The sequence below is a fragment of the Nitrospira tepida genome, from assembly GCF_947241125.1.
GTDB classification, from domain to species: Bacteria; Nitrospirota; Nitrospiria; order Nitrospirales; family Nitrospiraceae; genus Nitrospira_G; species Nitrospira_G tepida.
Map to the genome: position 1 here is coordinate 1,830,001 of NZ_OX365700.1, position 19,258 is coordinate 1,849,258.

Below are 19,258 nucleotides of genomic sequence, written 5' to 3' on the forward strand. Positions count from 1 at the left end.
TATCGAGGAGGTGCTCCTCCGGAAATGCGACAGCCGCGATATATTAAAGAGCCCTTACCTGATAGTGGGACAATACAAGATTCAGAAACTGCATCCAATGATCGGGTGTCGAATCGTCGCGTCATTCAATTGTTTAGACCAGTGGCATTTTCGGAAGATGCAGGATTTATGACATTCGGTACTCAAGCCATCAAGATCGGTGATTTCGTAGATGAAATCTGGAGACAAGCCAATCTAGATTCGTTCTGCTTGTAAGGACGGAAACACGCGGTGGAAAGCGTGGCTCACTTAATCAGGGCCCTAACTGTTGTATTAAGAAGGTGCTGCATGAACAGCTGTAGCCTCCAACGGTGTTAAAGGAATGACCCCCGCTCCATTTTCTCCTTTTATGGAGGGCAGCACCTATGGAAATTGAATATGGATGGTGTACTCCGATGTCTGCAGAGTTTCTTGACGGTCTAAAATCAGCAATTCGTAAGGACATCGAAGATGACCCGGACATCAGCCCTTGTCATACAGGAAGCTTGAAAGTTCGATTGTCCTCAACTGGTCCATTGCAGGATTCGGTAAATGGGGAGGTTGAGTGTCAGTGTGGTCATACTCTTGCTACTTTTTCGGGTTCGAGTGATGGGTCAAAACTCACCTGGAAATTAAAGGGCTGAGTCGGGAGTTTTGGGGGGGGTGCCCATGGCCAGGCTGCAGGATGATCTGAGCACTTATTTCGCTCAACATGTTCTTGATCCAAATCGTTGGATTGCGACAGCCAATCATCTCATGTCGGCAGCGGAGCGCCTTGCGCCAGACATCGAGCAGTTCTGGAAAAAACTGGATGAGTTGGACGAAGAGGCTACTTTTTCTTTGTCAGACTTGGTTGGAAGCCAATACCAGAACATCTTCATGATGCTCTATGGCTTTGCCATTGAAAATCTCTGCAAGGCCCATGTCGTGACCAAGCTGAGCAAGGATGACCGATTGCGTCTCAAAAGTGGAAGGCTTCCCAATAGATTGAATACCCACGACTTAGAGGACTTGGTCACAAGGGGTGTAGGGCTGGCTGTCGATAATGGTGAAAAAGAACTCTTAAAGACACTGGAGGCTGCAGTTAAATGGGCGGGTCGTTACCCGGTCTCTACTGGTCCGGGAAACCAAAAGAAGCATGAGATAAAAGAGCAGTTGCTAGCTATGCCCCAGGGTTTCAGCGGAAGTGACCTCACCCGTACCAGGCAACTGGCACGACGGATCAAGGACGTTCCCATCAAGGCGCCAGCGTGATGCCGACGCCGGATCTATTCAGGATTCTGGGTTCCGGGAGAACATTTTTCGGTGGGCCGGCCGAAAAGTGGGGAAGCAGAAACGGTATCAGGAACCGGTTTCTGTTCCGATAGTCTTCGGCGCCTGCTGGCGCGGACCGCACCTGTTCCGCAAGCACGGGTGCCCGAACCTCCGCAATTCGCGACGCGAGGTCCACCATCCCGCTCGACAGCACCCTTCAGCTAAACGAGACGAAGTGGAGCGCTGCAATCGCTTGTGGATCGCAGCGCCCTGATGGTGGTTTCGCATCATTAATCGCATTTCGCTCAGATACGGCTCAGACAGTTCTCGGCATCTGGGGTGCAGGCCGCACCCTTTCGGCGCACACAACTGCTCCAACAGCCGCTAATTCTCTATGCATACCGTCCTTAGAGTGGTTGGAGGCGGCGGCATTCGCGCGTAGAGGAGCGCGTTAGGGAGTAGATCGTGGCAGTCCGTCGGCGTTCTCGCCTGGGCGGTGCTGTTCTGGGCCACCACCTGGAGAAGGGAACGTCACCCTTGAATACGCCTACCGCAAGGAGTAGGGTGCCATAATTCTAGGCGTTCTACAGCAGAGGCATCTCATGGATCAAGTCACCATAGACCTTCAAAACTGTTACGGAATCAAAGCATTACGCATCACCTTGGACTTCCGGAACACCCCTGTCTATGCAATTTATGCCCCCAACGGGGTCATGAAATCTTCGTTGGCTCAGACCTTCAAAGACGCTGCCAATGGTAAGAGTTCCGAGGATCGTATTTTCCCAACGCGGAAGACGTACCGGAAAATTGCCGACGAGGCTGACAAGGAGATCGATGGGGAGCGCGTTCTCGTTGTCGGGCCATACGATGAGCAATTCGGTCCAACTGAGAAGACCGCCACGCTCTTGGTGGATGCAAAACTCAAGAAAGAATACGACGCGCTTCACGTCGCAATCGACGAAACCAAGGAAGCGTTCCTTAAGGCCATCCGGAAGCAGGCTAATTCCCGGTTAAATTTCGAGGAGAAAATTTCGTCCGCATTCACCGCGAGCGCCAACAAATTTGACGATGCCGTCGCGCGCATCAAGAAGGAGGTCCAGAACCAGAAGGAAACACCTTTTGCGAATGTGGAATACGACGTGATTTTCAATGACCAGGTCATGACCGCGCTGGGTAACAAGGATATAAAGGGTGCTGTCGAAGATTATGTACGGCGTTACAACGAACTACTTGATGCGTCCACGTTCTTCAAGAAGGGAACGTTCGACTACTACAATGCGGCTCAGATCGCGAAACACCTTGCCGATAACGGCTTCTTTGAGGCGAAGCACACTGTCACCCTGAAGGCAACTGGCAAGTCACAGGAGATTAATACCCAGAAGGAACTTGAAGACATTATCGCGCAGGAAAAGGCGGCAATGATGGCCGACAAAGACTTGCGCAAGAAGTTCGACGCCGTGGCCAAGCAGCTTGAGAAGAACGCCGCCGTCAGGGATTTTTGCCGCTACCTGCAATTCAACGAGCCTCTGCTATCCCGGATGAACAACCTGGACCAGTTCAAGGAAGACGTTCTCAAATCCTACATCAAGGCCAACGAGCCGCTATATCTGGAAATGATGAAGACGTACGAGTCTGCGGAAAAACGCATAAAGGAGATCGAAGCCGAAGCGCAGAAGCAGCGAACACAATGGGAACATGTAATCGCGATCTTTAACGACAGGTTTGTCGTTCCGTTCAAGTTGGAAGCGCGGAACCGAACTGCGGTGATGCTCGGCTACGAGCCGATTGTGGACCTTGGCTTCACCTATTGGGATGGCAAAGACAATGCGCCAGTCGAAAAGCCGAAACTGCTTCAGGTTCTGAGCACCGGCGAGCGCAAGGCGCTCTATATCCTGAACGTGATTTTTGAGGTCGAACGCAGGCGGAAGGACGGTCTCGAAACCCTCCTTCTCGTGGACGACATTGCCGATTCCTTTGATTACCAGAATAAGTACGCGATCATCCACTACCTCAAGGAGATTAGCGAGAACGGTCTGTTCAAACTCATAATCATGACGCACAACTTCGATTTCTTCCGCACGTTGGAAGGGCGGTTCGTCCGCTATCCGTACTGCCTTATGGCCTCAAAGAATCCGAACGGCATAACGCTGGCGAAGGCTACTGGCATCCGAAACATTTTCGCGAATGACTGGAAAACTCATTTCTTTGACGATCCCAAGAAAAAGATCGCGTCGATTCCATTCCTTCGGAATCTTATTGAAATGACAACCGGCGAAAGTGATCCGCGTTATTGCCAGCTTACCTCTATGCTCCATTGGAAGTCCGACACGCCCACGATGAACATCGCGAAGCTTGACGAAGTCTACAATACTATATGCGGCACTTCTGGAACCTCAGCTGATCCGGCGAAAGTGATTTACGACCTTATTGTCGAGCAGGCCAACGCGTGTCTCGGCATTGCGGCCGGTCTTAATCTTGAGAACAAAATCGTGTTGGCGATTGCCATTCGCATGATCGCGGAAAAGTTCATGGTGACGAAGATCGCTGACGCCAAATTTGTTGCGGGAATTACTGCTAACCAAACGCAAGTATTAATCGACAGGTTCAAGACGCAGTTTTCAAACGACGCGGCCTCCATCCGTGTGCTGGATCAGGTTGCGCTGATGACCCCGGAAAACATCCACGTCAACGCGTTTATGTATGAGCCGATCGTTGATATGTCTGACGATCATCTTAAGAGGCTGTATCAGGAAGCCGCGAAGTTAGCGTGATGGCCCAGTAGAGCCGCCGCCGCCGCCACTCCCACCGCCGGAGAAAGTGTCAGAAATCCATTTTGTTCTCTCTCGGACAGCACGGGAAGAGAAAAAGAGGACAGGCTAATCTCTTAGAGCCATCCAGCCCCGCACGCGAAATTCTATCCCCTTGTTACCGAATTTCTGGTTCTAACAAGGCCCCGCCTCTTGGTATGGGGCTGCTGGCTTTGATGCTCCGTGCGTCTGAGAATTTCGTTCGAGAATATTTATGAGATCACGATCCAAAACCTCCCAAAGCCCCGCTATGGCTTCAAGATCTGCGGAAGCCCATTGGTGTTCCGCCTCTAGGAAACGGGCGTTGATGGCTAGAATTTGTTGTTCTGTCAGGACGCCTTCCAGTGAGATCGTCTCCTCATTGTGTAACGCGTCTTTTAGACTGATCACACGGGAGTCAACTACCCACTCCTCGATTGTTTCTTTGCAGTCATCGAAGCCACGCCACTCAATGTGCAGGCTTTCCTTGTTGTCCCTGCAGGTAGGACAGGTCCGGACATGCGTGTTATGAGATGAGAGCCAGTCCGAATGTAATTTTGAGTGCTCACGACAGTGGTCGGGGTACCACGGCAGATGCGCGTTCTCTAACAAGCGCACGTCTGACATATGTTTGCTCCAGATAGCGCCCAACTCTGGACAACGCCATGTAATGGTAATTGGATCAGGGTGTTTGTGATCTTTGGCTAGCTCGTCAACGGTGGTGTCGAATGCGCTGGCGAAGGCTTTGAGCGTATCAAAAGCGACCATCTGTCCGCTCTCGGCCCTCTGTACAGTCCGTGCATCAATATCCGCTGCGATAGCCAACTCTTCCTGAGTCCAGTGGCATTTGTCTCTGTGCCGACGGACGTTCTCTCCGATCACTTTAGGGTGCATGGGCCGCCCTCCTTTTTATCGACATCCTACGCTATAGCACGTCTTTCTTCCACGACAGAAATACGACAGGAGAGAACAAAAAGCATCGGGGACAGTGTCAGGAACCATATAGGGTCACGCCCGTAGGGTCCAGCCCGAGCTGTGGCTCAGCGCTGCTTCTTCAGGCGTGCCGCGATTCGCGGAGCGGCCGAAGACCAGCCGGCGTCAAAGGGATAGCCGGGGCGGTCGAGGTCGATGACGACCGGGGCGTGATCCGAGGGTACGGGCTTGCCTTTCCGCGCCTCGCGATCGATCTCCGCCCAGACAACGCGGTGTCTTAATGGCGCCGTCATGAGCAGGTGATCGATGGGCATGCCGAAGTTTTTATGAAAATTGCCGGCGCGGTAGTCCCACCGTGTGTACCGCCCGGGTTCCGGGTGATGCAATCGGTACGCATCGACGAATCCCGCGCTAGAAGGAGTCTTCATGGCATACGAGAGGGTCGCCTCAGGCGACTTAGTGGCCGGTTTCGAGAGCTCCACACGGTCTACGTCTGAGCGACTCCGCAGGCCGATCAGAGGTCCCAATGAGTCTGGCTGCGGCAGACGAAAGTCCGCCGTTCGCGCGTGATGATTGACGGCTTGAGAATACTTCTTTGGATAAGTGGCGCAGAATGCTCCGTTCCGGGTAAGGGCAAGACAAGATTCCTCGCTCAGGCGCCGTCGACACCGGGAATGCGGTAATCTGAGATCTGATTTTCCGGACCGTAGTCAGCGTAATCGCCTTGCTGTCTCTTCCACCGGAAGTCCCCCCAGGTGATGGGCCGATATCTGGGCAATGACTGCTCGTTCGTGACGGCCGCAAGCGGCGCATAGATGGCCTCGTAGACCGGGTTAAAGAAGAAAGGCAGGCTGTAGCGCTCGCGATTCGTGCTCGCGCGAACACGATGGACCGGCGCCGGATAACGATCGTTGCTCCAGACCTGAACGATGTCGCCGATATTGACCACCAAGGCGCCCGTCACCGGCTCCACCAGAATCCATTGGCCGTCTAGGTTGATCTCGAGGGCGCTCACGTCGTCATGGAGAAGCACGGTGAGTGCCCCGGCATCGGTGTGAGGATGGATGCCCAGATGACCCGTTGCGGAGGCAGGCCGCTCCAGGCACAACGGATCGTGGCAGGGATAATAGTTCAGCCTGACGAAGCTTGTGTGCCGACCAACGAAATCGTGGGTGAGCGTGTCGGGTGGGACGCCGAGACTCTCTGCGATCGCCTCGAGCAGCGTGAACGCGACCCGCTCGCACGCGCGGAAGTACTCCTGCATGGTGGGTCTGAAATCGGGGCACAGACGGGCGTCGGGCCAACGGTTGAAACCATCCTGTGTCCAGTTGGCCGGATCCTCGTCGAGGAGTTCCGGGCGAGGGGTATGCCCGAAGTCGAACACCTCTTTCATGTCTCGGGCGTTCTTGGTCAGTTCGCGGTTGTACCATCCTCGGGCGTTCTCCTTCGACCGAGACACGACTCGCTTCGCGTCCAACGGGAGTGCAAAAAACCGCTTGGTCTCACGCCAGACGCGCTCGATCAGGTCCGCCGGAATTCGGTGTCCGATGATGTGGAAAAAGCCGTACTCGCGACAGGCTGCGCCGATCGCCGTGATCGTCTCGTCGTGCGGGCGGGTCCGGCCGCCGAGCGGCTGTATGTCGATCACTGGAATTCGCTTGGCAGGCATGGCGACTTCTCACAACAAGAGCATCAATTGTCGTCAATCCAGCCACACATACGCAAGGTCTGGACAGCCGCTCTCGTCGGCGAGAGCTTGCGGAGGCACTCTTGGCCCTGCAGAGTTCCGACGGTTCTGGTGAGCGTGAACAATAGGGGGAGTCTTTTTCAGGCCCAGGAGGCCGAATCATGAAGCGTATGCACATGAGCGCCATCACCGTTCTGGCTCTCGCCGCCGGGGCAGTAGCTTCGGCCCAAGAAGCAGGTAAGGGGGCGGTTCAGGACGCCAAGGCTGCGGAGGTGGTCAAGAAGTTAGAGCAGGAGTGGGTGGACGCGTACGTCAAGCGCGACGCCGCGGTGATCACCGGGAAGAGCATCTTCAAGGGGAAAGTGAAAGACCAGGACGTAAGCGGCGAGTACCGCTTTGCGGATGTATTGGTGAAACGGGGTGATCGCTGGCAGGCGATCGCCGGCCAGGTCACACGCATCGCCAAGCCGTCAGCATGCAGCGCAAAGAAGTGGCCGAATCCTTTTGTGGCCCCTCAGTTACGTTTCGTCTATTCGTACATCCTTCAGGAAAGCGGAAAGATCAGGATTGGCATAGGCTCCATAAGCATCAACCAAGACCCCGCGCGTTCCGTCATCGGCCTCAATGGCGTACACCACCGCCATCTCCTCGGGATCGCTTGATCCTTCAAACCGGTGGTGCTCCACGATGGTCAGGTCGTCTGGATTGAAAGTCTTCCCGCTTTCCATCGCCCGAAACGTCTTGCCGATCAGCTCAAAGTTGGCGGTGAATCCCCGCTCCTCCAGAGCACGGACCGCCTCGGCCACGGTCTGGTATACCTTGTTGCCCATACATTCAGCATAAGCCATCACATCAAGTTGTACCAGCCCATCCCCTCGCCGTTCACACCCGTTGCAGCTCAACAGCAATGGGTGCCCAAGTCGGGGAAACAGAAACAGGTGGGGAGTCGTTTCTCAAAGGCTGGCTAATCCATCCGAACCACGATGCCTTCGTCCGGGCCGAGCTGGAATCGGTCGGCAGTCCACCGTTCCTCACCCCGTTGCGGATCGGTGGAGAGGATCAAGGTTCCGGTGCGCGCAAACATCGGAATCGTCGGCGGGAGCGTCACGGTCAGCGCTCGCGCGCTGAAGTTGACGGCGATCAGCATGGCTTCGGCGTGAGCTTCTGCCTGGAACACCCGCTGGTACAGCAAACACTCGTTTGGCCCAGCGTCGACCGGTTCGTACGTCCCGGCGGTGAGTGCCCGCGAGCTCTTCTTCAAACTGATGAGCCGCTTGTACAGCGACAGCATCGAGCCGGCGTCCTGCTGTTCACAGGCGACGTTGGTCTGCCGCCACCCTGGTGACAGAGGGAGCCAGGGCCTGCCGGTCGTGAAGCCGCCCTGTGGGGAATCGTCCCAGGGCATCGGCGTCCTGGCCGGGTCTCGTCCTTTCTTCCAAGGCCAGTAGCGGATCGTATAAGGATCGCGTAGCTCCGACCGGTGGAGCCTCCCATCGCGCAACCCCAATTCCTCTCCATAATAGAGAAACGGCGTACCGCGAAGCGTGAAGAGCAGCAAGGCGGCAGCTCTCCCGCGCCGGCCAGGGTCTCCCCCCTTGCCGTAGCGGTCGATGTGCCGGGACTGGTCGTGGTTGCTGAAGACGACCGTAGGCCAGCCGCCACGAGGCACGGCCCGGTCGCTCTCCGGAATCAGCCGTCGAAACATGTCCGCTTGCCACGGCGACCGGAGCAGGCGGAAGTCGAATACCTCATGCAACTCGTCCGTGCCGGTTCCATAGAATGCCGCGGGCCCGCCGGGGGTGTCAGATGACGCCTCGCCGACGAGCACCGTTTCGGGTCGATCTTTGACCGCCGCGCGGAGGGCCCGTAGAACCTCGTGAGCTTGAGGCTGGTCGCGGTCGTAGCGGTGCACCTGGCGATAGTAGCTCCGCCAGGCCAGCCGGCGAGGATTGTCCGGCCAGCGGGTGTCTTTCCCGAGCCAGTTGATGGCGTCGAGCCGGAACCCGTCCACGCCGCGGTCCAGCCAGAAACGGACGACGTCGAAGAGCACGTCGCGCACGGCCGGATTAGTCCAGTTCAGGTCCGGCTGCTCCGGCAGAAACGAATGCAGATAGCACTGGCCTGTGTGCGGGTCCCTGGTCCAGGCCGATCCTCCGAAGCGCGCGGCCCAGTTGTTGGGTGGGCGACCCCCTGCCTTGCCGTCAGCCCAGTAATACCAGTTGCGCTTCGAAGACGCGCGGGACGACCGGGATTCGATGAACCACGGATGTTGCTCGGACGTGTGGTTGAGCACCAGGTCCATGACGACGCGAATGCCGCGGCGATGGGCTTCCGTCACGAGACGGTCGAAGTCCGCCAGGGTCCCGAACCGCGGATCGATGTTGCGGTAGTCCATGACATCGTAGCCGAAGTCGTGCATGGGGGAGGGATAGAGCGGTGACAGCCAGATAGCATCCACATCGAGTGAGTCGGGCGTTCCTTTGAGATAATCGAGCCGGCTGATGATGCCCGGCAGGTCGCCGACCCCGTCCCCGTTGGAATCCTGGAACGACCAGGGATAGATCTGGTACACGACGGCTCGCTGCCACCAAGGGAAGTCTGGATGAATCGCGGGCATGGCGCAGCTCCGACCCTACCCTAAGTCCACCCGTTCCAACAAGCGCCGGCGGAAATCCGTGCAACCGGGTGAGGCTCCGTAGAGACGGCGGTCGGGGCGGTTGACTTGCCCGGCGCGCAGTGACAGAGTTCAACCTTCTGGTCTCGCCATGGCCGATCTTCACATGTCTCACGATCCGGTCCCTCCGATCCGGCTCCGAGGGCATACGCTCTTGTGCCTGCAAGGGTTTCGCGGGGAAGGCTACAGTCCCGAATTCATTTCCAATATGGCGGCCATCCACCAGGCCCTGACCCAGGCTCCCGACCGTCAGATCGAGGTGATCGCCTCTCCGGATGAGATCTGCGCGGCCTGTCCCCACCTACAATCTTCAGGGTGCAGGCTCAATGGCGAACGATCGGAAGCGGAAATGGTCGAGCAGGATCTGGTGGTCATTCAAAGGCTCGGGTTGAAGGTGGGGGACCGATTGCGCTGGGTGGACCTGCTCGAGCGGATTCGGAATTCGATCAGCGGCGACGACCTGCCTGCCATCTGCGGCGCTTGCCGGTGGTTGCCGTTGGGTTATTGCCGGGAGGGTATCAACCAACTTCGACATCCCTTCGAGGCCTCTCTCTCGCCCGAAGCTCGTACTGATGCTTCTCGGCTGGGGTGTGCAGGGGCGGTTGAAGGCGTTTCCAGCCAGACCAAGGATTTCGGTTAACGTTGACCCACCGTGCCGGGCTTCGTCCGTCGTGCACGACCATGCCCATCCATACCGCGGACATCGCCTTGGTCTTCGATGAGATCGCGGATCTGTTGGAGATCCAGGGCGCGAATGTCTTTCGCGTCCGAGCCTACCGTAACGCCGCCCGCACGCTCCGCGACCTCGGCCGGGAGATGAGCGCCATGGTTGAGACATATGAGAATCTGGCCGCTCTGCCCGGTATCGGCAAGGATCTGGCCGGCAAGATCCAGGAGATCGTCCAGCATGGGTCCGAAGCCATCCTGGAGGAGTACCGGAAGGGAATCCCCAGGGGGGGTAACTGAGCTGATGTATCTGCAATACTCTCAAGGATGGCGCTTGGGGCGAAGAAGCGGGGGGTGGAGTACCTCGCGATCACCGATCACTCTCAGCATCTCGGCGTCGCCAAGGGGCTCGACGTCACGCGGCTGCTGGCGCATCTGGAGCAGATCGACAAGCTGAACGATGAGCCGGACGGGATCACGTTGCTCAAGGGGCTCGAGGTGGATATCCTGGAGGGCGGCAGCCTGGACATGCCGGACGACGTGCTCGGCAAGCTCGATCTCGTCGTCGGCGCAGTGCACGATCATTTCCAGCTCTCGCAGCAAAAACAGACCGAACGGATTTTGATGGCGATGGATCACCCGCACTTCACGATGTTGGCGCATCCGCAGGGAGTGACGCAGCCGAGACGCGGCGCGATCCGGTCGCCAACGCATTCGCTCAGGGCTCGGTAGGTGGTGAACTTGCCGCCGTAGATCGTGAACAATCCGGGCGCAGATTCCTCAGTGACGGCCTCGCGAGACAGCGCAGAGGCATCGCCGTCGAACGTACGCCGATAGAAGGGCGAGTCGAACGGGACCTGGATCCAGGCGCTCCGGACCCGCCCGATGCCGACATCCGGCGCGCGTTGACGGAGTGGAATCGTTCTGGCCCCGCAGAAGACTTCCATGACATTGTGCTCCGGCTCGCGAAGGTCGGGATGTTGCGTTGCGAACGCCATCGGGTAAGTCTCGTCGGCCGGGGGACAGTCCATGCGGTCGGGTGTCCCTTCGAGCCCGCGCTCGGTCCTGCCGAGGAGCCATTTGTCCTCCCACGGGATGAAGAAGACCACCCGTCCATCCTCGTGTTGCATGAGGGTCGCGGCACAGTCTTTGGGTTTGGCGGACAGGACCTCGGGCGAAAAGACGAGGTGGGTACCAACGTTGAGCAAGCAGACCGTGCGCGGCAGCACGTTCCACCGCAGTAGGTTCGCGTTCACGACCAGGCGGCTGGTGACCTCTTGCACGCCGTTCGCTGAGGTCATGCGGATGCGATACCCTCCGCCGAGAGGCGTGATGTCATCCACCCTTGTCTGTTCCGCATAGCTGACCCCCAGGCGTGTTGCTGCTCGAGCGGCAACCCGGACGATCACGTCGTCGAGCATCTGCGCATCAGCATAGAGAAAGGCCGCGCGCAAATCCCGTTCGACCCTCTCACTCCGCATGTACGGCGCGTGGTGAGCGATTTCGGACCGGTCCAGCCAGCGGACGCCGGGCAAGCCATCACTTCCGGCGAACCGATCATAGAGCGTGAGCCCTACTTGGATGAGCCAAGCCGGCCTGCCTTGTTTGAAGACCGGCAGGAGAAAGGGAAGTGGGCGCACGATGCCCGGTAGCAGCCGTAGGAGCAATGCGCGTTCTCTCAGGGCCCTCGCGGACGAGTCCCCATTGTCCGAGATGCTCCAGATAGCGCAAGCCGCCGTGAATCAGCTTGGTGGTTCGACTGGACGTGCCGGAGGCGAGTTTGGATTGTTCGACCAGGTGAACCGCGTGGACCCCGCGGGTCGCCAGGTCGTGAAGGAGCCCCACGCCGTGAATCCCGCCGCCGACGATGAGGACGTTGAGGTCCATGGAGAAAGCGGAGCAAATGTCCTATGGCTCGTGTCTGTATTCTCTCACAGCAGTTCTCATCTTTGAGGAAAACAACGAATTACGGCGCCTCCGGGGCCGCGGCTTTCTTGGCGAGCTGTTCAGCGCGACGGAGCTGCATGGCAAAGAGGTTGCGGGTGAGGGCCCATGAGGGGGAGAGGGGAAGGCCGGCTTCGCGGAGCGCCAGGGCGGCGTACTGGTGGCAGTGGTGAAACAGATGATAGAACCTCGTCGCCTGGTAGAACCGGCTTGACCCAGCCGTCAGGACCGGCTTGGAGTCTGCGATCGAGGATTGCAGATAATGCAGCAGGCGCGCATAGCCCTCGGCGCTGACCTGAAAGAAGAACCGTTCGGCCGGTGGTTGCGGCGTGCGGTCCGCCCAGACACGATCGTGGACGCCGACTTCGATCACGCCCGGCGTCGGCCAGAACAGGGCCCGGATGATTCCGGTGACCTCGGTCCGTCCCTCGAGATACCAGGCCTGCTCGGCGTAACCCCACTCCTCAAATAGGTGCTGAGGAGCGAGTGCTGAGGACTGAGGTTCCGAATCAGAGGGGTTCCTCTCAGTCCTCAGTCCCGAGTCCGCAGACCTATTTTCATGTGGAAGCGCGATCATGGCATGCCAGGAATCGAGCGAGACGGTGATCGTGTGGACGGGCGTTTCGTTTTGAGGTGGCCACAGCCCGGCCACCGGACTCGCGCAGCCGAACACGAGGCAAACAGCAACAAATATGGGTAAGAAGGACAGGCGGTCGTGGCGAGTGAGATAGGCAGGCTTCACTTGTAAGTCTTCTGTCAGCCTATGATGCCGTGAATACACATTCACTGACTAGGGTATTGGATATTGTATGAAAATTGATGATATTCGCCGGCCTCTCGCATAGGCCGTGCGCCATTGACTCCGATGTTGTGTTATCGGCAATGAGCCAGCCATTTCACGTACCGCCGAAGCGAGCTATGGCACGCGGGCAGTTTATGCTATCGTGGGTGACCCGCCGGCGGCCCTTCCATGATCGAGATCGACGGCTCCCAATATTCCGGCTCCGGCACGATCGTCCGGCAATCGGTGATGTTCTCCGCGTTGACAGGGACGCCCGTTCATATCACTAACGCACGCATCAAACGGCCGAATCCTGGTCTTCGTGCCCAGCACGTTCAGGTTGTCAAAGCAATCGGCGAGGTGGTCAACGCCAAAATGGAAGGCGTCGAGATCGGGTCGATGGGCGTGACCTTCGAGCCCGGCCCGCTCCAGACCAGCCGGCACTACGTCTGGGACATCGGCTCAGCGGGCTCGACGACCATGCTTGCGCTGGCGGTCCTGCCGGTGCTGGCGTTCGGTGGCTCAAAGGCGTCGGTCGAGCTGATCGGGGGTCTATTTCAGGACTTTGCGCCGTCGTTGTTTCACCTGCAGTATGTCATGTTGCCGTTGTTGCAGCGCATGGGGCTGGAGGCCGAAGCCCACATGGAGCGACCTGGCTACGTGCCGGCAGGTCACGGGATTCTCTCCTTGACGGTGAAGCTGGTCAACCGCCCCTTGCGCAGTCTGAGTCTCGAGGAAGCGGGGCCGGTGAAGCGCATCTGGGGCATTTCCTTATCCTCGCACTTGGACGAGCGGCGCGTGAGCCGGCGCATGGCCGAGTCCGCCAGGCAGGCGCTTGGCGAAGCCGGGTTTCACCCTGAGATCGAGGAGCGAAGCGACACCAGTTCACTTCAGGCAGGCGCCGCGTTGGCGCTGTTTGCGGATTGCGGCGAGGGTGTCCGTCTCGGCGCGGACCAGGCCGGCGCGTTGCGCCGGTCTGCGGAGGCTATCGGCAAATTCGTGACCCGGCAGCTTCTGCAGGATGTCAAGACCGGCGCCACGCTCGATCGGTACGCAGCCGACCAGATCATCCCCTTCGCGGCGCTCGCGGAGGGGGAAAGCCGGTTTCGCATCCCCGCTGAGACAGATCATGTGCAGACCAACGCTTGGCTGGCGAACACGTTCCTGGGGGCGGAGGTGCGGGTCGAGAATTGTCTTCTGAAGATCAAGGGCATCGGCCGATTTGTCAGTCCCGGGGTGGACATTTGAGATGGTGAGCAGGATCACGGCTCGGCGAGGTGCAGAAGCGTGAGGCGTCTCTCTCGCCGGAGTGAGCCTAGTGCACGATCTAACGGCCATCGAGTGAATAGAGCATGATGCCTGCGATCCAGAGGATGAGGTGAAGCCATGACGCAGCTCACACCCAAGACAGCGGCGAAGGAAACGCCAAGGGAACGGAGGCTCCGGGTCCAGAAGATCGTGCGCATCCTTGACCGAACCTACCCAGACAGCAAGCTGGCGCTGAACTTCACGACGCCGCTTGAGTTGTTGATCGCGTTGATCCTGGCGGCGCAATGCACCGATGAACGGGTCAACCAGGTGACGGCGACGCTGTTTTCGAAGTACCGCCGCGCAGAGGACTGGGCCAGGATTCCGCGTGCGACGCTCGAGGCGGAGATCCGGACGACCGGCTTCTACCGGAACAAGGCCAAAGCCATCCAGGAGTGTTGCGATGCGCTTATTGAGCGATTCCAGGGCTCGGTGCCGAACCGGCTGGAGGACCTTGTGAGCCTGCCGGGGGTGGGGAGGAAAACCGCGAACATCGTGCTGGGCAACGCGTTCGGTCAACCGGCGATCGGGGTGGACACGCACGTCGGCCGATTGGCGCAACGGCTCGGGCTGACCACACAGACCAATCCCGACAAGATCGAGTTCGATCTGAATCCCATCGTGCCGGATCCGCTCAAGATTCGGTTCTGCCATCTCCTTCAGGCTCACGGTCGGGCTGTCTGCCTGGCTCGCAAACCGGATTGCCCGGCCTGTTCCATCAACCAGCTCTGTCCGTTTCCGGTCCATTCGGCGAAGGCCGCTCCGGCCAAGCGGAAATAGGAGCCTTCCGGCGAGGCAGCCGGATTAAACCAGTCGAGCAACGCGCAATGTCAGATACACCCAGTGCAGCATGACCCTCTCATGACCCGCAAGCTCTCTGCTTCTCCTTCAGCCGATGAAGGACCTCCGCGGCGAGCGACCCCGCGAGCTGGTTTCTGTTCAGCTCGGTCACCGTCACCAGCCGGCAGTCATGCCGTTGCTTGATCCCCTCGATAAACCCATCGCCCTTGAGGGCGATGGTCGCGATGACGATCCTTGGCGAGTCAAGAAGCGCGGTCACTGCATCCTTGAAGCGTGTTGAGCAACATTCCATTTTCCCGATCTCGTCAATGACGAGGACCGGCGAGGGAACATGGCGCAGGTCAAGTTGCTCCAGCAGTCGCTCAAACCCGATGACATCCACTCCATAGCGTGACACTCGATCAGAGCTCTGGAACTCGACATGGGAGAGGACCTGTTGCCGGCCATTGAGTGCGATAAGACGGAATCCTTTCCGGACTCCTCCGACCCGAATCTCCTCTGTGTAGAATCCGGCCGGCTGATAGTCCTGCAACTGATGTGCGATGGTTCGAATCAGGGTGGTTTTCCCCACGCCTGGCCGACCGGTGATCAGGATATGGCCCATGGTACTCCTGGTCCCGCAAACCCGCTCTCCCCCCGGATCACTCAACAGACGCTATGTGGCCTGCCGAACTGGCCGGCGCACGTCGTTCGCTACCCACGAGCTCGAGGCCACTATCGGCCATGCGGGTGTCCTTGCAAACCGACGAATGGGGCAATTGAGCCCCATATCACTTCATGCCGGTCGTTACCCTCGGCGGACACCGAGAGGGGGCGATCAGCCGTGGGATTACCCTGAAGCCTCACAGTGAGTGTGCATGAACCTCTGAAGTCCATGACTGCAAGGCGGTTTCGCAGAGATGATTCCCTGTGGGGACCGATGAAGGGAAGCAAGAAGGCTGGGGAAATCCCTAGCTTGATGGTCTTTCGGAGGTTGCTAGCCTTTAAATAAGGATAGGATGGATATGATCGATCGGACGTGCGTCGTATGGACTGGTTCCGAATCATTGGCCCCTCTCCTGGGCAGGTCCTTTCTCGCCTCGCAGATCAAAATTCTGCCACACGAGATGGTATAAGTCAGGGGCGACGTAGGACCTTCTTTCGACCGCTGCAGGGAGGATGTATCCTGTCCCGCAGGCAGTGCCTTGCCCTTGTCCTTTCTCTCGCGTCCGTCCCTCACGGGCTGCCGTCGTCAAATTCCAAAGCACGGGCGTCCGGCTTCTATAGGCAGCAGGTGTTCAGCCGGTCTCCGGATGCCGGATCCGTGAGCGCCGCGAGGTTTGAGAATGCGATCGTGCTCAAGAATGGCAATCTCTTCTTAGTCACGGACGCGAATGGCGCCATACCCCTCAAGGAGAAACACGGGTTTGGGCTCTACTATCAGGATTGCCGGGTCCTGAACGGGTTCGAAATACGACTCTCGGGCTCTCCACCCCTGATCGTTTCGTCGAAGGCCCCGACAGGGACCATGGCGGAGTTGACCTTCACGAACCCGAGAATTCAGGGGCGGGACGGTCGTCTCATTCCAAGGCAAGTGTTAGCGATCCGATCTCATCGGCTTGTTCAAGACAATCCTCCGGCCATCCGCGAGCGGCTGTTGTTTCAAAACCTTGCCGGGCACCACGCCGAATTTACCGTCTCACTCAGCTTCCGCCCCTCCTTCGAGGACATCATGGCCGTGAGAGGGTTCCCCCAACATCTGGGGAACCTGTTCGCTCCGGTTTGGGAAGGCGGACCGCTATACATCGTGTATGAAGGGAAAGACCGGCTTTACAGAGGCCTTGCGATCCATTTCGATCCCATGCCCGATGCGACCGATACGACCAATGCTTCCTTCAATATCAAACTGGCGTCTCAGGAGACGAAGGAACTACGCCTGTCGCAGTTTGTGACCTTCTCCTCCGAGCGACCGGACGCGAGAAAACCGGTCAGTGAGCCCGTCGATTTCAGCCGTGTGGCCTCGGACCTAGCCCACACCTCGGAGACCTGGATGGGCTCCATCACGCGCATCGTCAGCGACAATGCCGTCGTGGATCATGTGCTCACGCGTGCCTTGCTGGACCTTCGTCTCTTGCAGACAAAGATCGATGATCTCACCTTCTATGCGGCAGGTGCACCGTGGTTCGTCACATTGTTTGGGCGCGATAGCGTCATCGCAGCCCTGCAGACTCTCGCGTTCGATTCGAGCGTGGCCGAACAAACCCTTCGGTTGCTGGCCAAGTATCAAGGGCAGCGCTATGACGATTGGAGAGACGAGGAGCCCGGCAAGATCTTGCACGAGTTGAGGACGGGGGAGCTTGCCCGACTCGGACTTGTTCCGCACACGCCATACTACGGCACAGTCGATGCGACGCCGCTGTTCCTGATTCTGCTCGCTCAGCATGCCGCCTGGACCGGCACGCTCAATCTGTTCGAAGAATTGCGTGAATCCGTTGAACGGGCCATCGCGTGGATCGAGACGAATCAAGAAAGACATGGCCACGGCTATGTGACCTATCAAAGTCGGTCTCCGGCTCCACTCGCGAACCAGGGATGGAAGGATTCGGGCGACGCAATTGTCCATGCTGATGGAAGCCTGGCCGTCCCTCCGATCGCACTGGCAGAGGTACAGGGTTATGTCTATCGCGCCAAACGGCAGATCGCGGGGCTCTATGAGCGCGTCGGCGAAACGATGCGGGCCGGTCGATTGAAGCGCGAGGCGGAGGAGTTGCGGACGCGCTTCAACCGGGATTTCTGGCTTCCGGATAAGGGCATCTATGCCTTGGCGTTGCAAGGCGACGGGACGCCCTGTTCCGTCGTCAGCTCAAATCCCGGTCAAGCGCTCTGGGGCGGGATTGTCAGCGGAAACAAAGCCGGACGCACGGTTGACCGGCTCATGGCCCCTGACATGTTCAGCGGCTGGGGCGTGCGAACGCTGTCAGAACGAGAGCGGGCATACGATCCTCTCGGGTATCATGTGGGGACCGTGTGGCCTCACGATAATTCGCTGATTGCCGCGGGCTGTCGGCGATATGGGTTTGACCAGGCAGGCCTGGATATTATGACCGGCCTCTTCGATGCGGCGAGACATTTCAACGGCTATCGGCTGCCCGAGCTGTTTGCCGGCGTCGATCGAGTGAATCACCACGATCCTATGTGGTACCCAGCCGCCAATCCGCCTCAAGCCTGGGCCGCCGGTGCGATTCCGTACCTGTTCGAAATCATGCTCGGCCTCATTCCGGACGGTCTCGATCATCGGCTGCGAATCGTGCGGCCTGTCTTGCCGGGTTTTTTGGATGAGCTTGAAGTCCGTGAGCTGAAAGTTGGCGGTGCGGAAGTAGAGCTGCGTTTTCGGCGTGGGCCGGAGCAGGCCATCAACGTGGACGTCTTAAGGGTCGAAGGACACCTCGACATCCTCGTGGAGGGAACATTCCCATTGAGCCCCCGTCACCGTGAACAGGTCGAATGCGATTGCACGTCGGGGGTCACACGGCACTCGCCGGGTTCACCTCGAGGTCTACTGGTTTGGAGAGGAGCGGCGGTCCGAGCGGGAGGAGGGGTTCGCCGGTGAAGGCCTGGGTGAGGCTGGCGACGGCATAGTAGAACGCGAGGAATCCGACCAGGACGTGGCCGACTCCCGGCAAGGTTTCACTGATCATGTCGAGCCGTTCCAGCGAGGTGACGACAAAGGTGGCGGCGATGATGGCGTGCAGAAGGCTCAAGGTGACATTGCGATAGGCGGTGAGATAAACCATGACTACGGAGAAGACCGCGTAGACCATGTTGATCGGCGCATATAACACCTGGTCGAAATGAAACGAGGTGCTCTCACCGACCAATTTGGCCGTGCAGATCGTCGTCCAGAAAAAGCCGTACATGGTCAATGCGGTGCCGCCGAGCTGTTCGTGATATCGAATGTCGGTAATCCCGGCGAGGATCTGAACGATTCCTCCGAAGGCCAGAGCGATCACCAGCGTGCCGATCTGATCCCGGTCCGGAATGCCGCCGAGTTGCGCGACGCCAAGAGTCAACGCGGCGACGGCGAGTCCGAACAATCCGATAGCCAGGACGTCGATCTGTCGAGTGGCCTGCTCATTCTTGGTCACGGGCGCCTCCCTGTGGATAGTGCGTGATCGGGGCGTAAGGATGCCGGAGGAGGCGCAGCCTTTTCAACAGGCCATAGAACCTACGAAGCAACATGTAGGAGAGAGGATTGTCGAGCGCTGCGGGTTGGTCTGACGAGAAAGATCAGGCTAGGCTGGTCCCGCCCGCGTGCACAGCGACGACCAAAAGGCCTATGCAACGGATGTGGAGCTTGTGCGAAACCGTTGGGGCGGCAACTCCCCGCGCATCCGGATTCGGCTTTGACCTTCGACCGTGGTTCGAGT

The 19,258-nt window shown here is 58.5% G+C and carries 18 protein-coding genes and 1 pseudogene; 10 read left to right on the forward strand and 9 right to left on the reverse strand.

Translation table 11 applies throughout. The features are described 5' to 3' along the window. The first annotated feature begins 404 nt into the window (after window positions 1–404). The 3 genes from QWI75_RS08685 to QWI75_RS08695 all read left to right on the forward strand — a co-directional run bounded on the left by QWI75_RS08685 (window position 405) and on the right by QWI75_RS08695 (window position 4,043). Complete coding sequence (locus QWI75_RS08685) at window positions 405–662, forward strand: hypothetical protein (RefSeq protein ID WP_289268300.1); 258 nt, start codon at window positions 405–407, stop codon at window positions 660–662. Window positions 663–687: 25 nt separating this feature from the next. Next, the gene (locus QWI75_RS08690) at window positions 688–1,272 is read left to right on the forward strand and encodes a hypothetical protein (RefSeq protein WP_289268301.1); all 585 of its coding nucleotides are present in this window, start codon (window positions 688–690) and stop codon (window positions 1,270–1,272) included. 602 nt (window positions 1,273–1,874) lie between these two features. Then, complete coding sequence (locus QWI75_RS08695; protein ID WP_289268302.1) at window positions 1,875–4,043, forward strand: AAA family ATPase; 2,169 nt, start codon at window positions 1,875–1,877, stop codon at window positions 4,041–4,043. 171 nt (window positions 4,044–4,214) lie between these two features. Here QWI75_RS08695 and QWI75_RS08700 read toward each other — a convergent pair whose 3' ends face one another. The 3 genes from QWI75_RS08700 to QWI75_RS08710 form a co-directional block, all read right to left on the reverse strand. After that, window positions 4,215–4,952, reverse strand: a complete 738-nt coding sequence (locus QWI75_RS08700) for a helix-turn-helix domain-containing protein (RefSeq protein WP_289268303.1) — start codon at window positions 4,950–4,952, stop codon at window positions 4,215–4,217. A 146-nt stretch (window positions 4,953–5,098) separates the two neighbouring features. Further along, entirely contained in the window at window positions 5,099–5,473 is a 375-nt protein-coding gene (locus tag QWI75_RS08705; RefSeq protein WP_502890206.1) for an endonuclease/exonuclease/phosphatase family protein, read from the reverse strand. Between the two features lie 170 nt (window positions 5,474–5,643). Beyond that, complete coding sequence (locus QWI75_RS08710; RefSeq protein ID WP_289268305.1) at window positions 5,644–6,660, reverse strand: isopenicillin N synthase family dioxygenase; 1,017 nt, start codon at window positions 6,658–6,660, stop codon at window positions 5,644–5,646. A gap of 179 nt (window positions 6,661–6,839) precedes the next feature. Between QWI75_RS08710 and QWI75_RS08715 the strand changes: the two genes are divergently transcribed. Beyond that, window positions 6,840–7,340, forward strand: a complete 501-nt coding sequence (locus QWI75_RS08715; protein WP_289268306.1) for a nuclear transport factor 2 family protein — start codon at window positions 6,840–6,842, stop codon at window positions 7,338–7,340. 302 nt (window positions 7,341–7,642) lie between these two features. On the opposite strand, the gene QWI75_RS08720 is transcribed toward QWI75_RS08715, so the two are convergent. Then, entirely contained in the window at window positions 7,643–9,295 is a 1,653-nt protein-coding gene (locus tag QWI75_RS08720) for an alpha-glucosidase (protein ID WP_289268307.1), read from the reverse strand. A gap of 163 nt (window positions 9,296–9,458) precedes the next feature. Here QWI75_RS08720 and QWI75_RS08725 point away from each other — a divergent pair, with 163 nt between their 5' ends. The 3 genes and pseudogenes from QWI75_RS08725 to QWI75_RS08735 all read left to right on the forward strand — a co-directional run. Further along, window positions 9,459–9,992, forward strand: a complete 534-nt coding sequence (locus QWI75_RS08725) for a DUF1284 domain-containing protein (RefSeq protein ID WP_289268308.1) — start codon at window positions 9,459–9,461, stop codon at window positions 9,990–9,992. 41 nt (window positions 9,993–10,033) lie between these two features. After that, a complete protein-coding gene (locus QWI75_RS08730) occupies window positions 10,034–10,318 on the forward strand; it encodes a hypothetical protein (RefSeq protein ID WP_289268309.1) in 285 nt (94 codons plus the stop codon). Window positions 10,319–10,336: 18 nt separating this feature from the next. Next, window positions 10,337–10,690 (forward strand): annotated as a pseudogene (locus QWI75_RS08735) (PHP domain-containing protein); the annotation flags it as partial. Here QWI75_RS08735 and QWI75_RS08740 read toward each other — a convergent pair. From QWI75_RS08740 to QWI75_RS08745, 3 genes are all read right to left on the reverse strand, one after another. Next, entirely contained in the window at window positions 10,654–11,658 is a 1,005-nt protein-coding gene (locus QWI75_RS08740; protein ID WP_370693560.1) for an FAD-dependent oxidoreductase, read from the reverse strand. The pseudogene QWI75_RS08735 and the gene QWI75_RS08740 sit on opposite strands and share 37 nt — an antisense overlap. After that, window positions 11,576–11,905 carry an FAD-dependent oxidoreductase gene (locus tag QWI75_RS22770; RefSeq protein WP_370693561.1) on the reverse strand — a complete coding sequence of 110 codons (330 nt, stop codon included), beginning with the start codon at window positions 11,903–11,905 and terminating at the stop codon, window positions 11,576–11,578. Before QWI75_RS22770 ends, QWI75_RS08740 begins: the two co-directional genes overlap by 83 nt. 79 nt (window positions 11,906–11,984) lie before the next feature. After that, entirely contained in the window at window positions 11,985–12,614 is a 630-nt protein-coding gene (locus QWI75_RS08745; protein WP_289268311.1) for a DUF2459 domain-containing protein, read from the reverse strand. Window positions 12,615–12,932: 318 nt separating this feature from the next. Here QWI75_RS08745 and rtcA point away from each other — a divergent pair, with 318 nt between their 5' ends. Next, the gene (rtcA, locus tag QWI75_RS08750) at window positions 12,933–13,991 is read left to right on the forward strand and encodes an RNA 3'-terminal phosphate cyclase (RefSeq protein ID WP_289268312.1); all 1,059 of its coding nucleotides are present in this window, start codon (window positions 12,933–12,935) and stop codon (window positions 13,989–13,991) included. 138 nt (window positions 13,992–14,129) lie between these two features. Continuing rightward, window positions 14,130–14,831, forward strand: a complete 702-nt coding sequence (gene nth, locus QWI75_RS08755; RefSeq protein WP_289268313.1) for an endonuclease III — start codon at window positions 14,130–14,132, stop codon at window positions 14,829–14,831. 79 nt (window positions 14,832–14,910) lie between these two features. Here nth and QWI75_RS08760 read toward each other — a convergent pair whose 3' ends face one another. Beyond that, entirely contained in the window at window positions 14,911–15,456 is a 546-nt protein-coding gene (locus QWI75_RS08760) for a nucleoside-triphosphatase (RefSeq protein ID WP_289268314.1), read from the reverse strand. A 699-nt stretch (window positions 15,457–16,155) separates the two neighbouring features. Here QWI75_RS08760 and QWI75_RS08765 point away from each other — a divergent pair. Beyond that, window positions 16,156–18,441, forward strand: a complete 2,286-nt coding sequence (locus tag QWI75_RS08765) for an amylo-alpha-1,6-glucosidase (RefSeq protein WP_289268315.1) — start codon at window positions 16,156–16,158, stop codon at window positions 18,439–18,441. Here QWI75_RS08765 and QWI75_RS08770 read toward each other — a convergent pair. After that, window positions 18,356–18,976: an acetate uptake transporter gene (locus QWI75_RS08770; RefSeq protein WP_289268316.1), complete on the reverse strand. Its 621-nt coding sequence runs from the start codon at window positions 18,974–18,976 to the stop codon at window positions 18,356–18,358. The two genes, QWI75_RS08765 and QWI75_RS08770, sit on opposite strands and share 86 nt — an antisense overlap. Window positions 18,977–19,258 lie beyond the last annotated feature (282 nt).

Bases quoted from the DNA above. Each gene is read 5' to 3' on its own strand.
- QWI75_RS08715 (WP_289268306.1), top strand. From the start codon at position 6,840: ATGAAGCGTATGCACATGAGCGCCATCACCGTTCTGGCTCTCGCCGCC.
- QWI75_RS08685 (WP_289268300.1), top strand. From the start codon at position 405: ATGGAAATTGAATATGGATGGTGTACTCCGATGTCTGCAGAGTTTCTT.
- nth (WP_289268313.1), top strand. From the start codon at position 14,130: ATGACGCAGCTCACACCCAAGACAGCGGCGAAGGAAACGCCAAGGGAA.
- QWI75_RS22770 (WP_370693561.1), bottom strand. From the start codon at position 11,905: ATGGACCTCAACGTCCTCATCGTCGGCGGCGGGATTCACGGCGTGGGG.
- QWI75_RS08695 (WP_289268302.1), top strand. From the start codon at position 1,875: ATGGATCAAGTCACCATAGACCTTCAAAACTGTTACGGAATCAAAGCA.
- QWI75_RS08760 (WP_289268314.1), bottom strand. From the start codon at position 15,456: ATGGGCCATATCCTGATCACCGGTCGGCCAGGCGTGGGGAAAACCACC.
- QWI75_RS08725 (WP_289268308.1), top strand. From the start codon at position 9,459: ATGTCTCACGATCCGGTCCCTCCGATCCGGCTCCGAGGGCATACGCTC.
- QWI75_RS08690 (WP_289268301.1), top strand. From the start codon at position 688: ATGGCCAGGCTGCAGGATGATCTGAGCACTTATTTCGCTCAACATGTT.
- rtcA (WP_289268312.1), top strand. From the start codon at position 12,933: ATGATCGAGATCGACGGCTCCCAATATTCCGGCTCCGGCACGATCGTC.
- QWI75_RS08700 (WP_289268303.1), bottom strand. From the start codon at position 4,952: ATGCACCCTAAAGTGATCGGAGAGAACGTCCGTCGGCACAGAGACAAA.
- QWI75_RS08730 (WP_289268309.1), top strand. From the start codon at position 10,034: ATGCCCATCCATACCGCGGACATCGCCTTGGTCTTCGATGAGATCGCG.
- QWI75_RS08720 (WP_289268307.1), bottom strand. From the start codon at position 9,295: ATGCCCGCGATTCATCCAGACTTCCCTTGGTGGCAGCGAGCCGTCGTG.
- QWI75_RS08710 (WP_289268305.1), bottom strand. From the start codon at position 6,660: ATGCCTGCCAAGCGAATTCCAGTGATCGACATACAGCCGCTCGGCGGC.